Origin of the sequence: Streptomyces sp. NPDC025273 (assembly GCF_040638585.1) — a bacterium.
Taxonomy (GTDB): Bacteria; Actinomycetota; Actinomycetes; order Streptomycetales; family Streptomycetaceae; genus Streptomyces; species Streptomyces cinereorectus.
Window position 1 is genome coordinate 82821 of sequence record NZ_JBEZYP010000002.1, and the last position, 14312, is coordinate 97132.

The 14312-nt window shown below is 72.7% G+C and carries 8 protein-coding genes and 1 pseudogene; 8 read left to right on the plus strand and 1 reads right to left on the minus strand.

Translation table 11 applies throughout. The features are described 5' to 3' along the window. The first annotated feature begins 61 nt into the window (after positions 1-61). The 7 genes and pseudogenes from AB0F38_RS05370 to AB0F38_RS05400 all read left to right on the plus strand — a co-directional run bounded on the left by AB0F38_RS05370 (position 62) and on the right by AB0F38_RS05400 (position 11418). A complete protein-coding gene (locus AB0F38_RS05370; protein WP_361887004.1) occupies positions 62-487 on the plus strand; it encodes an MGMT family protein in 426 nt (141 codons plus the stop codon). Between the two features lie 293 nt (positions 488-780). Beyond that, positions 781-4209 carry an ATP-dependent DNA helicase gene (locus AB0F38_RS05375; protein WP_361887007.1) on the plus strand — a complete coding sequence of 1143 codons (3429 nt, stop codon included), beginning with the start codon at positions 781-783 and terminating at the stop codon, positions 4207-4209. Between the two features lie 93 nt (positions 4210-4302). Then, complete coding sequence (locus AB0F38_RS05380; protein ID WP_361887010.1) at positions 4303-7782, plus strand: ATP-dependent DNA helicase; 3480 nt, start codon at positions 4303-4305, stop codon at positions 7780-7782. Positions 7783-7792: 10 nt separating this feature from the next. After that, positions 7793-9187 carry a dipeptidase gene (locus AB0F38_RS05385; RefSeq protein ID WP_361887013.1) on the plus strand — a complete coding sequence of 465 codons (1395 nt, stop codon included), beginning with the start codon at positions 7793-7795 and terminating at the stop codon, positions 9185-9187. Between the two features lie 46 nt (positions 9188-9233). Further along, positions 9234-10181: an NAD(+) diphosphatase gene (nudC, locus tag AB0F38_RS05390; protein ID WP_361887016.1), complete on the plus strand. Its 948-nt coding sequence runs from the start codon at positions 9234-9236 to the stop codon at positions 10179-10181. Between the two features lie 202 nt (positions 10182-10383). Beyond that, positions 10384-10464: pseudogene (locus tag AB0F38_RS05395) on the plus strand (helix-turn-helix domain-containing protein); the annotation flags it as partial. Positions 10465-10620: 156 nt separating this feature from the next. After that, on the plus strand, positions 10621-11418 hold the full coding sequence (locus tag AB0F38_RS05400; protein ID WP_361887019.1) for a hypothetical protein: 798 nt from the start codon (positions 10621-10623) through the stop codon (positions 11416-11418). 172 nt (positions 11419-11590) lie between these two features. Here the strand turns inward: AB0F38_RS05400 and AB0F38_RS05405 are convergent, their stop codons facing one another. Further along, on the minus strand, positions 11591-11848 hold the full coding sequence (locus AB0F38_RS05405) for a mycoredoxin (protein WP_361887022.1): 258 nt from the start codon (positions 11846-11848) through the stop codon (positions 11591-11593). Positions 11849-12058: 210 nt separating this feature from the next. On the opposite strand from AB0F38_RS05405, the gene AB0F38_RS05410 reads away from it, so the two are divergent. Then, a complete protein-coding gene (locus AB0F38_RS05410; protein ID WP_361887025.1) occupies positions 12059-14287 on the plus strand; it encodes an ATP-dependent DNA helicase UvrD2 in 2229 nt (742 codons plus the stop codon). The last annotated feature ends 25 nt before the right edge of the window (positions 14288-14312 follow it).

The window sequence follows — 14312 nt, forward strand, 5'->3', positions numbered from 1 at the left end:
GCGTGACCAAGGCGATACCGAACCGGTACGACTGTCGGTGACGTACGGCAGAATGGGGCGGATGAGCGAAGACCGGACGAGCGGCGGCTCCGCCGGTGCCCCACCCGCGGCGCCGGTGACCGCCGGGCTGCCCCCGTACGCGGAGCGGGTCCTGGACGTCGCCGATCTGATCCCGCCCGGCCGCGTGATGACGTACGGCGATGTCGCGGAGTGGCTCGAGGAGGGCGGGCCGAGACAGGTCGGCCGGGTCATGGCGCTGTACGGATCCGCGGTGCCGTGGTGGCGGGTGGTGCGGGCCGACGGCGCGCTCCTGCCGGGTCACGAGCTGCGGGCGCTGGACCACTACCGCGAGGAGGGCACGCCGCTGCGCGGTGCCCCGCGGGGCACGGAGGGGCACCTCCCGCGCCTCGACATGAAGCGCGCCAGGTGGGACGGGGAGGCCGGCGGCGGACACGGTCGGGACGGGGGCGAGGAAGCTCACACCTGACAGCTTCGGCCATCGTGCCCCGCCGCGACAGGCGCCGGGCCGGTACGGGAAACGCCCGGGGCCGACGGCACGCGTACGTGACGAGGGACGCAGCCCACTCACTGCGTTCCGCCCCGCCGCTGGCGTAGCGTCGTCCACGCGCATCGCGCTCCGCCCCCCGTTCCGTCCGTTTCCCGCACACCCGCGTCCCAGTCAACCGTCGTCCCAGCCAACCGTCGCTCTCGGCCACCCGTCGTACCCGCGCATCCGGCACCCGAGCAGACCGAGTACACCCACCAGGACCGGCGAACCACGTGAGCTCCTCCCCCACCACCCGGAACAGCCCGCACCGTCAGACACGGCGGCGGGCCCCGGGCGCGTACCGGCTGGTGCGTACCCCCCCGGGCTCCGTGGAGCCCCCTCTCCTGGACGCACCGCAACGCGCTGTGGTTGATCACCGGGACGGCCCGCTGCTGGTCCTCGCCGGACCCGGCACGGGCAAGACCACCACGCTCGTCGAGGCCGTCGCGGCGCGCGTGGCCGCGGGTACCGATCCGGCCCGGATCCTGGTCCTCACCTTCAGCCGCAAGGCCGCGGTCGAGCTGCGCGACCGGATGGCGTCCCGGCTGGGCGGCACCCGCGGTCCACAGGCCACCACCTTCCACTCGTACTGCTATGCCCTGGTCCGCGCCCACCAGGACGCCGACCTGTTCGCCGATCCACTGCGCCTGCTCTCCGGACCGGAGCAGGACGTCACGGTCCGTGAACTGCTCGCGGGACAGCTCGGCCTGGAGCAGGCGGGGCTCGCCCACGTCCGCTGGCCCGACGAACTGCGGGCCTGTCTGACCACACGGGGCTTCGCCGACGAGGTGCGCGCGGTGCTGGCCCGCAGCCGCGAACTGGGCCTCGGCCCGGACGCCCTCGCCGCGTTCGCCCGCCGCACCGGCCGGCCGGACTGGAGCGCCGCCGCGCAGTTCCTCGCCGAGTACCTGGACATCCTCGACGCCCAGGGCGTCCTGGACTACGCCGAGCTGGTCCACCGGGCCGTCCTGCTCGCCGAGCGCCCCGAGGTGGCCGCACTGCTGGCCCGGAGCTACGACGCCGTGTTCGTCGACGAGTACCAGGACACGGACCCGGCCCAGGTGCGGCTGCTGCACGCGCTGGCCGGCAACCGGGGGAGGGCACCCGGCACCGGGGGCGGCCGGACACTGATCGCCTTCGGCGACCCCGACCAGTCGATCTACGCCTTCCGGGGCGCCGACGTGAACGGCATCCTCGACTTCCCCGACACCTTCCGCCGGGCCGACGGCACACCCGCCCCGGTCGGCGTCCTCACCACCTCGCGCCGCTCCGGCGCCCGGCTGCTCGCCGCCACCCGGCTGATCACCCGCCGGATGCCGCTCACGCGCCTCCCCGCGGACAAGGTCCGCGCCCACCGCGAGCTGGCCGCCGTACAGGACGGCGGGCGCGTCGAGACGTACACCTATCCGACGGCCTCCACCGAGCTGGAGAACATCGCCGATCTGCTGCGGCGCGCGCACCTGGAGGACGGCGTGCCGTGGCGGGACATGGCCGTCCTCGTGCGCGCCGGCGGCCGTTCGATCCCCGCCGTGCGCCGGGCGCTCACCTCCGCGGGCGTGCCGCTGGAGGTGGACGGCGACGATCTGCCACTGCGCCACGAGCCGGCGGTCGCCCCGCTGCTGACCGCACTGCGTACGGTCGCCACCGCGGCCCTGCACGGTGCCGCCGCGTCCGCCGGCGGCGAGGGTGGTGGTGAGGTGTCTGACGGTGACGGGGACGGGGTGTCCGGCGCCCCGGGAGGTACAGACGGTGACGCGGGCACGGGCTCCGACGGGGCCACGGACGCGGGCTGGCTCGATACCGAGACCGCCCTCACGCTTCTCACCTCCCCCCTCGGCTCCATGGACGCCGCCGATCTGCGCCGTCTCGGCCGTGCTCTGCGTGACGAGGAGCGGGCGGCCGGCAATCGCGTACCGCCGCCCTCGGGGCACCTGCTGGCCCGGGCGCTCGCCGAGCCCGAGCGGCTCGTCACGCACGATCCGGCGTACGCCCGCGGCGCACAGCGCCTCGGCGCACTCCTGCGCAAGGCCCGTGAACTCCTCCAGGGCGGCGGGACCGCCGAGGAAGCCCTGTGGACCCTGTGGAACGGCACCCCCTGGCCGGGCAGGCTGGAGCGTGCCGCGCTGCGCGGCGGCGCCGGCGGCCGGAACGCCGACCGGGACCTCGATGCCGTCTGCGCCCTCTTCGAGACCGCGGCCCGAGCCGAGGAGCGCACCGGGGGACGCGGCGCACTGAACTTCCTGGAGGAGGTCGACGCCCAGGACATCGCCGCCGACACCCTCTCCCGGCGTCATGTGCGCCCCGACGCCGTACGCCTGATGACCGCACACCGTTCCAAAGGGCTGGAATGGCGCCTGGTCGTCGTCGCGGGGGTGCAGGAAGGCCTCTGGCCCGACCTGCGCCGCCGCGGCTCGCTCCTGGAGGCGGACCGGATCGGGCGCGACGGACTGGCCGAACCGCTCACCCCCGGGGCGCTCCTGGCCGAGGAGCGCCGCCTCTTCTACGTCGCGGCGACCCGCGCACGCGAACGTCTCGTCGTCACCGCGGTCAAGGCCCCCGCCGACGACGGCGACCAGCCGTCCCGCTTCCTCACCGAACTGGGGGGCGAACCCCGCGACGTCACCGGCCGGCCGCGGCGCCCCCTGGCGGTGGCCGCGCTCGTCGCCGAGCTCAGGGCGACCACCGTCGACCCCGCCGCCTCGTCCGCCCTGCGCGACGCAGCCGCCCACCGGCTCGCGCGGCTCGCCGCGCTCACCGACGACGAAGGCCAGCCGCTCGTGCCCGCGGCCCACCCCTACCGCTGGTGGGGCCTCGACGAGCCGACCCGCTCCGAGATCCCGCTGCGCGACCGTGACCATCCCGTCACGCTCTCCGGGAGCGCGCTCGACCAGCTCGCCAACACCTGCGCCCTCCAGTGGTTCCTGGGCCGGGAGGTGAAGGCCGACGCCCCGGCGACGGCCGCGCAGGGCTTCGGCAACGTGGTCCACGTACTCGCCGACGAAGTGGCCTCCGGACGCACCGCCGCCGATCTCGACGTCCTGATGGAGCGCCTGGACTCCGTATGGAACGGCCTGGTCTTCGACGCCCCCTGGAAGTCCCGGCAGGAGAAGGACCAGGCGCGCGCGGCCCTGGAACGCTTCCTGCGCTGGCACGTGATGGACCGCGCCGGCCGCACCCCGGCGGCCAGTGAGCACGACTTCGACGTGACCCTCGAAGCGGGCGAGTACGCCGTACGCATCCGGGGCTCCATGGACCGGGTCGAGCAGGACACCGAGGGCCGGGCCTACGTCGTCGACTTCAAGACCGGCAAGGGGGCGCCGACCGGTGACGAGGTGGCCGCGCACCCCCAGCTCGCCGTGTACCAGCTGGCGGTCAGGGAAGGGGCCGTCGACGAGGTCTTCGACGGCCGGCGACCGGATTCCGGCGGTGCCGAACTCGTACAGCTGCGCCAGCCCGCCCCGAAGAAGGAGGGCGGCGAGGCCCTTCCCAAGGTGCAGGCCCAGGAGCCCCTGGCCGGGGAGTGGGTCTCCGACCTGCTGGCTACGGCGGCCGGCCGTGTCCTGGACGAACGGTTCACCCCCTCGACCGGCCAGCACTGCGCCCACTGCGCCTTCCGGGCCTCGTGCAGCGCACAGCCGGAAGGCCGGCAGGTCATCGAGTGACCTCTCGGACGCCCCTCGGTGACCTGCCGGCCGAGGCCCCGGTGACGTCCGGTCACGACGGCTTTGTCGGTGCCTCCGGTTAGCCTCTCTGGAGTGTCCCCACGTATCACCGACCCCGAGCAGCTCAAGGAGCTCCTCGGGATCCCCTTCACCCCGGAGCAGACGGCCTGCATCACCGCGCCGCCCGCCCCGCAGGTGATCGTGGCCGGAGCCGGCTCCGGGAAGACCACGGTGATGGCCGCCCGGGTGGTCTGGCTGGTCGGCACCGGGCAGGTCGCCCCCGAGCAGGTCCTCGGCCTGACGTTCACGAACAAGGCCGCCGGTGAGCTCTCCGAGCGGGTCCGCAGGGCCCTCGTCGCCGCCGGGGTCACCGACCCCGACGCCATCGACCCGGACAACCCCCCGGGTGAGCCCAGCATCTCCACGTACCACGCCTTCGCCGGCCGGCTGCTCACCGAACACGGTCTGCGGATCGGGCTCGAACCCACCACCCGCCTCCTCGCCGACGCCACCCGCTACCAGCTCGCCGCGCGGGTGCTGCGCGAGGCGCCCGGCCCCTACCCCGCGCTCACCAGGTCCTTCCCCACACTCGTCAGCGACCTGCTGGCGCTGGACGCCGAGCTCGCCGAACACCTCGTACGCCCCGAACAGCTCGCGGAGTACGACACCGAACTCCTCCACACGCTCGAGACGGCCAGGCTCACCAACGCCGAGCTGCGCAAGATCCCCGAGACGGCCGAGGCCCGCCGCGAGCTCCTCGACCTGACCCGGCGCTACAGGGCGGCCAAGCGCAGCCGCGACCTCCTCGACTTCGGCGACCAGATCGCCCTCTCGGCGGAGCTGGCCCTCACCCGGCCCGAGGTCGGCTCCATCCTGCGCGACGAATTCCGTGTCGTCCTGCTCGACGAGTACCAGGACACGTCCGTCGCCCAGCGCCTCCTCCTCGCCGGACTCTTCGGCGGGTCGGACGCAGGCACGGCCGGTCACGCCGTCACCGCCGTCGGCGACCCGTGCCAGGCGATCTACGGCTGGCGCGGGGCCTCCGTCGCCAACCTCGACGACTTCCCGCACCACTTCCCGCACGCCGACGGCACCCCGGCCACCCGGTACTCCCTCAGCGAGAACCGCCGCAGCGGCGGACGCCTCCTCCACCTCGCCAACGGCCTCGCCGACCCCCTGCGAGCCATGCACGAAGGAGTCGAGGCCCTGCGCCCCGCACCCGGCGCCGAGCGGGACGGCACGGTCCGGTGCGCCTTGCTGCGTACGCACGCCGAGGAGATCGACTGGCTCGGCGACGCGCTCGCCCACCTCGTGCGGACCGGCACCGCACCCGGGGAGATCGCCGTCCTGTGCCGGACCGCCGGGGACTTCCCCCGGATCCAGGCCGCCCTCGTCGCCCGGGACATCCCGGTCGAGGTCGTCGGCCTGTCCGGACTGCTGCACCTCCCGGAGGTCGCCGACCTCGTAGCGGTCTGCGAAGTCCTGCAGGACCCCGGGGCCAACGCCTCCCTGGTCCGGCTGCTGACCGGCCCGCGCTGGCGGATCGGCCCCCGGGACCTCGCACTCCTGGGGCGGCGCGCCCGCCTCCTCGTCCACCGCGCCTCCCACGGCGGCGACGAGGACTTCGACCCGGACCGCCGCCTCGCCGAAGCCGTCGAAGGCATCGACCCGGCCGAGGTGACCTCGCTCGCCGACGCCCTGGACACCTTCCTCGAGTCCGGCGGCTCCGAGGACGACCGGCTGCCGTTCTCCGCCGAGGCCCGCGTCCGTTTCGCCCGCCTCGCCGCCGAGCTCCGGGACCTGCGCCGTTCGCTGGCCGACCCGCTCATGGACGTGCTGCACCGCGTCCTCGCCACCACCGGCCTCGAAGTGGAACTCTCCGCGTCGCCGCACGCACTGGCGGCCCGCCGCCGCGAGACCCTCGCCAACTTCCTGGACGTCGCCGCGGGCTTCGCGGCGGTCGACGGGGAAGCGTCCCTGCTCGCCTTCCTCGGCTTCCTGCGCACCGCGGCGCAGTACGAGAAGGGCCTGGACAACGCCCTTCCCGGCGGCGAGAACACCGTCAAGGTCCTCACCGCGCACAAGTCCAAGGGCCTGGAATGGGACGTCGTGGCCGTGCCGGGCCTGGTCGCCGGCCAGTTCCCCAGCGGCCGGTCCCGGGACGCCTGGACCTCTCAGTCCAAGGTGCTGCCGCACGCCCTGCGCGGCGACACGGCCACCCTCCCGGCCCTCCACTCCTGGGACGCCAAGGGCCTCAAGGCCTTCAAGGAGGAGATGAAGGCGCACCAGCACACCGAGGAACTCCGCCTCGGCTATGTGACCTTCACCCGCCCCCGCAGCCTGCTCCTCGGCTCCGGCCACTGGTGGGGCCCGTCCCAGAAGAAGACCCGAGGCCCGTCCGCCTTCCTGGACGCGCTGTACGCACACTGCGCTGCCGGGCACGGGGAGATCGAGGTCTGGGCGGACGAACCCGAGGAGGACGAGGAGAACCCGGCGCTCCAGGAGAACGGCGCCGACCAGGCCTGGCCGCTCCCGCTGGACGACACCGCCATGGCCCGCCGCCGTGCGGCGAGGGACACCGTGCTGGCCCACCTGGAGGCGCTGGCGGCCACGCCCGTGCCGGAGGCGCACGACGCGGCGCCCGCGCACGAGGCCATGCACGGGTCGCCGTACGACGCTCCGTACGACGAGGAACCGCCGTACGACGAGGAACCGCCGTACGAGGAGGAACCGCCGTACGAGGAGCCCTCCTACGAAGAGGACGACGCGCCCTGCCCCGGCCCGCTCCCGGACGGTGAGCCCTCACCTCCGCCTGCCCCGCGGGCCCCCGCCCCGCACGTCCCCGCCGCCCGCGCCCCCGTGGACAACGGCCTCACCCCGGAGGAGTCCCGCACCCTGGCCTCCTGGGACCGCGATCTCGACGCCCTCGCCGGAGAGCTGCGCCGCACCCGTGCGACCGTGCGCGACGTCCTCGTACCGGCTTCGCTCTCCGCCACCCAGCTGCTGCACCTCGCCGACGACCCGGACGGCTTCGCCCGGGAGCTGGCCCGCCCCATGCCCCGGCCCCCGCAGCCCGCGGCCCGCCGGGGGACCCGCTTCCACGCCTGGGTGGAGTCCCGGTTCGAGGAGCTGCCGCTGCCCATGCTCGGCCCCGACGAGCTTCCCGGGGGCGAGGAGAACGACGCGGAGATCGCCGACGAACGTGACCTCGCCGAACTCAAGGAAGCCTTCGAGCGCACCGCGTACGCCCGGCGCACTCCGTACCGCGTCGAGACGCCGTTCCAGATCACCCTCGCGGGCCGGGTGATCCGCGGCCGGATCGACGCGGTGTACCGCACGGGCGACACGTACGAGATCGTCGACTGGAAGACCACCCGGCACCGCACGGCCGACCCGCTCCAGCTCGCCGTGTACCGCCTGGCCTGGGCGGAACTGCACGATCTGCCGATGGAGGCGGTCACCGCGACCTTCCTGTACGTACGAACCGGGGAGACCTCCCGGCCCACCGCTCTGCCCGGACGGTCAGAGCTCGAAAAGCTCCTGCTGGACGAGCCACCTCCGCAGGGCCGATAGGCTCAGGAGCATGAGCGACACCTCGGACAGCGCCGTCCGTACGTACACCGAGCGGCACCGCGCAGCCTTCCTCGACGACCTCGCCGAGTGGCTGCGCATCCCGTCCGTATCCGCCCAGCCGGAGCACGACGGGGACGTACGGCGCAGCGCCGAGTGGCTGTCCGCGAAGCTCGCGGAGACCGGCTTCCCGGTCACCGAGATCTGGCGGACGCCCGGCGCCCCGGCCGTCTTCGCCGAGTGGCCCTCCGACGATCCCGACGCACCGGTCGTCCTCGTCTACGGCCACCACGACGTGCAGCCCGCGGCCCGCGAGGACGGCTGGGACAGCGACCCCTTCGAACCAGTGATCCGCGACGGCCGGATGTACGGACGCGGCGCTGCCGACGACAAGGGCCAGGTGTTCTTCCACACGCTGGGCGTCCGTGCCCATCTCGCCGCGACCGGCCGCAGCACCCCGGCCGTGCACCTCAAGCTCCTCGTCGAGGGTGAGGAGGAGTCCGGCTCCCCGCACTTCCGCGAGCTGGCCGAACAGCGGGCCGCCCGCCTCGCCGCCGACGTGGTGATCGTCTCCGACACCGGCATGTGGGACGAGAACACCCCGACCGTCTGCACCGGCATGCGCGGCCTCGCCGAATGCGAGATCGAGCTGTACGGCCCCGGCCAGGACATCCACTCCGGGTCCTTCGGCGGCGCCGTCCCCAACCCGGCGACGGTCCTCGCCCGCCTCGTCGCCGCGCTCCACGACACGGAGGGCAGGGTCACGGTCCCCGGCTTCTACGACGGTGTGGCCGAACTCACCGACACCGAGCGGGCCCTCTTCGCCGAGCTGCCCTTCGACGAGACCGCGTGGCTGCGCACCGCCGGCTCGAGGGCCACCGCGGGCGAGGCCGGCTACTCCACCCTGGAACGCGTCTGGGCCCGCCCCACCGCCGAGGTGAACGGCATCGGCGGCGGCTACCAGGGCGCGGGCAGCAAGACGGTCATCCCCTCGTCCGCCCTGGTGAAGCTGAGCTTCCGGCTGGTCGCCGGCCAGGACCCCGAACGGGTCCAGGACGCGGTCCGGACCTGGGCCGAGGCACAGATCCCGGCCGGCATCCGCCACCGGATCGTCTTCGCCCCGGCCACCCGCCCCTGCCTGACCCCGCTGGACCACCCCGCCCTCCAGGCAGTGGCCCGCGCCATGGGAAGGGCCTTCGGGAAGAAGATCCTCTTCACCCGTGAAGGAGGCTCGGGCCCCGCCGCCGACCTGCAGGACGTGCTCGGCGCACCCGTCCTCTTCCTGGGCATCTCCGTACCGTCCGACGGCTGGCACGGTCCGAACGAGAAGGTCGAGCTCGACCTCCTCCTCAAGGGCGTGGAGACCACCGCCCACCTGTGGGGCGAGCTGGCCGCGGCACTTCGCTGAATCCTGTGAACACCCGATCCATCCCCCGGGGGAGTGGGAAGCACCTGTGAGCACCTTCGACAACGCCACCGCAGACCGTCCGATCGGTCTCACCGCGCCCAGCGGCATCGACCGCGCCGCGCACCACCGGCTCGACGAGGCCTGGCTCGCCGCGGCCTGGAGCCACCCGACCACCAGAGTCTTCGTCGTCTCCGGCGGCCAGGCGCTCATCGACGACACCCCCGACGGCGGCACCGAGCTCGTCATGACGCCGTCCTTCGAGGCGCCGCTCACCGAGACCCACCGTTACTTCCTCGGTACCGACGAGGACGGCGTGCGCTACTTCGCGCTCCAGAAGGACTCCCTCCCGGGCCGCATGGACCAGTCCGCGCGCCCCGCAGGCCTGCGCGAGGCCGGACTGCTCCTCGGTCCGCGCGACGCCGGTCTCATGGTGCACGCGGTCGCCCTGGAGAACTGGCAGCGGCTGCACCGCTTCTGCTCACGCTGCGGCGAACGCACCGTCATCGCAGCGGCCGGTCACATCCGCCGCTGCCAGGCCTGCGGCGCCGAGCACTACCCCCGGACCGACCCCGCGGTGATCATGCTGGTCACGGACGACCAGGACCGGGCCCTGCTGGGGCGCCAGGTGCACTGGCCGGAGGGCCGCTTCTCGACACTCGCCGGTTTCGTCGAGCCCGGGGAGTCGATCGAGCAGTCCGTGGCCCGCGAGGTGTTCGAGGAGGCGGGGGTCACCGTCGGCGAGGTCGAGTACATCGCCAGCCAGCCCTGGCCGTTCCCCTCCAGCCTGATGCTCGGCTTCATGGCGCGCGCCACATCCTCGGAGATCAACGTGGACGGCGAGGAGATCGAGGAGGCCCGCTGGTTCTCCCGCGAGGACCTGACCGCGGCGTTCGACTCGGGCGAGGTCCTGCCCCCGTTCGGAGTCTCGATCGCGGCACGCCTCATCGAGCTCTGGTACGGCAAGCCGCTCCCGAGGCCGGGCAGCGCCGGCTGACGGCGTGGGCGGGCCGGTGCTGCGGAAAGCGGGCGGCCCGTGGCCAGCCGTGCGGGACGCCTCGGCAGACTCCGCGATCGGGCCCGCGCCGAGAGTCCGCCACGACGCGATCAGCAACGCCGCCACGCGGCCGACGCAGGGCCGCTCGGCCCTGGACTTCAGGCGAGCGCGCCGGTATCGGGGTCAGTGACCGGAGGCGAAGGGCCAGAGCGTCAGCGCGATCGCCAAGGCGCTCGGGATCTCCCGTGCCACTCTGTACCGCCACCTCGGCGAGAGCGCCTGAGGCAGGCGTACACAGTGCGTCCCGAACCAGGAAAGGCAGCGATGGCCCGCCGCCGGTGCCTGCTGCTCGCGCTCTCTGAGGCTTTCGCGACCGCAGTTCAGCTCCGGAGCGCGGTGGTCGCGAGCCGTGTCAGACCTGCGTGCAACAGTGTGGTCCATGTCTCTCGCTGATCTCACTCTCGGCCAGTGGCGGTCCTTCGAACTGCCTACCGCACGCCGCGTCGCCGAGGAGGCCGCTGGCTTGGTGGACGGTCGGGTGACCCTCATCGAGACCACGGAGCACCTCGGTGCCCCGCTGCATCGCGTCCGGATCGAGCGGAACGAGCAGGAATTCGCTCTGATACCCGGAGGGCCGGTGTCCCTCGGCTTCGACCTGGACCGTTGGCAACCGACCCCACAGCAGACTGCCGACTACGCCGAGAGCCTGGACCAGGGCTTCGGCCACGGACCCGACCTGCGGGCCTACCTCGCGCAGGTGCTCAGCCCCCGCCGGAGCGTCGTCTTGGCCACTGTGCTCATGGCTGTGGAGGACGAGAGCCTGACCGAGTTGCCTGCTGACATGCCGGCTGTTCTCGCGGCTCGTGGCCTGCGGATGCCGAGCTCCGACGAGTGGGAGCACGCTTGTGGAGCTGGGACAGAGACCCTGTTTCGGTGGGGGAACGACTGCCCCCTCGACCGCATCCCGTACGGGGACCGCACAGGCCCGCAGAGCCAGTTGAACGCCTTCGGCCTGCACATCGCCTACGACACCTACCGTACGGAGTTGACGAGCGACATCGCGGCGGTCCACGGCGGAGACGGCGGCGAGTCGGTGTGCGGCGGCTACGGCCACCTGCTCGCATGGCTGCCCCTGGCCACCTCCAACCGTAATCCGTCCATGGCCGAATTCGTGTACGGCCCGGACGGTGAAGACCTTTGCGAGGACTTCTCCACCCGGCCCGTACTCACGCTCTGAACCGGTGGCCCGGCTGTCATGCGCCGAGAGCTTCTGCCTGCGATGGCCGCCAAGCCGAGCGCTCGGTCCCGCTGCGTTCCTGTGAGGCGTGCAGAGTCTGGCGCCGGGGTCTCCAGGGCACACAAAACCCCCGATCAGCGTCAGGCCGGTCGGGGGTTGCGTCTCGCGAGAGTCAGGCGCCGAGCGCCTGCTTCACCTGGGCAAGGCTCGGGTTCGTCATCACGACCTCAGTGCCGCCACTGGAGGGAACTACCTGAACAGTAGGAACCGTCTGGTTTCCGCCATTCGCCTTCTCGACAAAGGCCGCCGAATCCGGGTCCTGCTCGATGTTGACCTCGGTGTACGCGATGCCTTCGCGGTCCATCTGGCCCTTGAGCCGGCGGCAGTAGCCGCACCACGTGGTGCTGTACATCGTCACAGTGCCCGGCATGTCGCTGGTGCTCCCTTGTCTCGTCCGTCTCGCTGGAAGCGGGACCCGCACGTATCCGTGCGCTCCCGCATGGAGGGAACGTACGGGACCTGAGCGCCATTCCCAGCGGCCCTCAGCCGGTACGACGAACGGCACCGCACCGGTATGACGAACGGCACCCTCTGTGGACAACCTCCGCACCGGCCCTCTGCGACCTGGCAGCATGGCGGAGTGACAGCAGCAACGCATTCCACCCTCTTCCCGCAGGTCCCCGAGTCCGCGGACGCCGTGCTCGACGGGCTCGACCCGGAGCAGCGCGAGGTCGCGCTGGCCCTGACCGGGCCTGTGTGTGTGCTGGCCGGAGCCGGTACGGGGAAGACGCGAGCCATTACGCACCGCATCGCGTACGGGGTGCGGGCCGGGATCCTCCAGCCGACGACCGTGCTCGCCGTCACCTTCACCAACCGGGCGGCGGGCGAGATGCGGGGGCGGCTCCGCCAGCTCGGCGCGACCGGTGTGCAGGCACGGACCTTCCACTCCGCCGCCCTGCGACAGCTCCAGTACTTCTGGCCGAAAGCCGTCGGCGGTGAGCTGCCACGGCTGGTGGAGCGCAAGGTCCAACTGGTCGCCGAGGCGGCGGCCCGCTGCGGGATCCGGCTCGACCGCAACGAGCTGCGGGACGCCACGAGCGAGATCGAGTGGGCCAAGGTCACCCAGACCGTCCCCGCCGACTACCCGGCCGCGGTGGCCAAGACCCAGCGGGACGTTCCGCGCGACCCGGCCGAGCTCTCGCAGGTCTACGCGATGTACGAGCAGCTCAAACGCGACCGGTCAGTGATCGACTTCGAGGACGTGCTGCTCCTCACCGTCGGCATACTCCAGGACCGCCACGACATCGCCGACCACGTACGCCGCCAGTACCAGCACTTCGTCGTCGACGAGTACCAGGACGTCAGCCCGCTCCAGCAGCGGCTTCTCGACCTCTGGCTCGGTGACCGGGACAATCTCTGCGTCGTCGGCGACGCCAGCCAGACGATCTACTCCTTCACCGGGGCCACCCCCGACCATCTGTTGAATTTCCGCACGCGCCATCCGAACGCGACCGTGGTCAAGCTGGTGAGGGACTACCGCTCCACACCCCAGGTCGTCCATCTGGCCAACGGACTGCTGAGCCAGGCCCGTGGCAGGGCGGCCGAGCACCGGCTGGAGCTCGTCTCGCAGCGCGTCAAGGGCCCCGAGCCCGTCTACACGGAATACCCGGACGAGCCCGCGGAGGCCGAGGGCACCGCCCGCCGGATCCGCGATCTGATCGCCGCGGGTGTGCCGGCCGGGGAGATCGCCGTGCTGTACCGGGTCAACTCCCAGTCCGAGGTCTACGAGCAGGCCCTCGCGGACGCGGGTGTGCCGTACCAGCTGCGCGGCGCGGAGCGTTTCTTCGACCGAGCCGAGGTGCGGGAGGCAGGTGTCGCCCTGCGCGGCGCGGCCCGGGCGGGGGGGAACGACTCACTGCTCGACGGCGCCGACGACCTGCCCTCCGAGGTGCGGGCGGTGCTCTCCACCAAGGGCTGGACGTCCAAGCCGCCCGCCGGCTCCGGTGCGGTGCGGGACCGCTGGGAATCGCTGGCCGCGCTCGTGCGTCTGGCCGAGGACTTCGAACAGGCCAGGCCGGGCGCGACGCTCTCCGACCTCGTGGCCGAGCTCGACGAACGGGCCGCCTCCCAGCACGCCCCCACCGTCCAGGGCGTCACGCTGGCCTCGCTGCACTCGGCCAAGGGCCTCGAGTGGGACGCCGCCTTCCTGGTCGGGCTCACCGAAGGCATGATGCCGATCGCCTACGCCAGGACCGACGAACAGGTCGAGGAGGAGCGCCGGCTGCTGTACGTCGGTGTCACCCGGGCCCGCTTCCACCTGTCGTTGTCCTGGTCCCTGTCCCGCTCACCCGGCGGCCGCGGCGGTCGGCGCCCGACCCGCTTCCTGAACGGGTTGCGGCCCGGCTCCGCCGTGCTCGGCGCCCGGGGTGGCGTCGGAGGAGGCGGCGGGATCGACCGCGGCTCCGGTGCGGAGACGGGCGCGCGCGGCGGGAGCGCGGTACCGGCGGCGGGCAGCCGGCGTCGTGGCCCGGTGCTGTGCAGGGTCTGCGGCAAGACCCTCACCGAAGCCGGCGAGATGAAGCTGATGCGCTGCGAGGACTGTCCCTCGGACATGGACGAGGGACTGTACGAGCGGCTGCGCGAGTGGCGGGCGGACAGGGCGAGGGAGATCAGCCAGCCCGCGTACTGCGTGTTCACCGACAAGACGTTGATGGCGATCGCCGAGGCGGTGCCTGACACCGAGGGGGAACTTGTCGTCATCGCCGGTGTCGGCAACCGGAAGCTGAGCAGGTTCGGGGCCGATGTGCTGGCCATCTGCGCAGGTCGGACGCCGGGCGAGGGCTCCGCCGAGAGCGACCGTGACGTGTGAGGAAAACTCGTCGAGAAAATAGTTT

Bases quoted from the DNA above. Each gene is read 5' to 3' on its own strand.
- AB0F38_RS05370 (WP_361887004.1), top strand. From the start codon at position 62: ATGAGCGAAGACCGGACGAGCGGCGGCTCCGCCGGTGCCCCACCCGCG.
- AB0F38_RS05385 (WP_361887013.1), top strand. From the start codon at position 7,793: ATGAGCGACACCTCGGACAGCGCCGTCCGTACGTACACCGAGCGGCAC.
- AB0F38_RS05400 (WP_361887019.1), top strand. From the start codon at position 10,621: ATGTCTCTCGCTGATCTCACTCTCGGCCAGTGGCGGTCCTTCGAACTG.
- AB0F38_RS05405 (WP_361887022.1), bottom strand. From the start codon at position 11,848: ATGCCGGGCACTGTGACGATGTACAGCACCACGTGGTGCGGCTACTGC.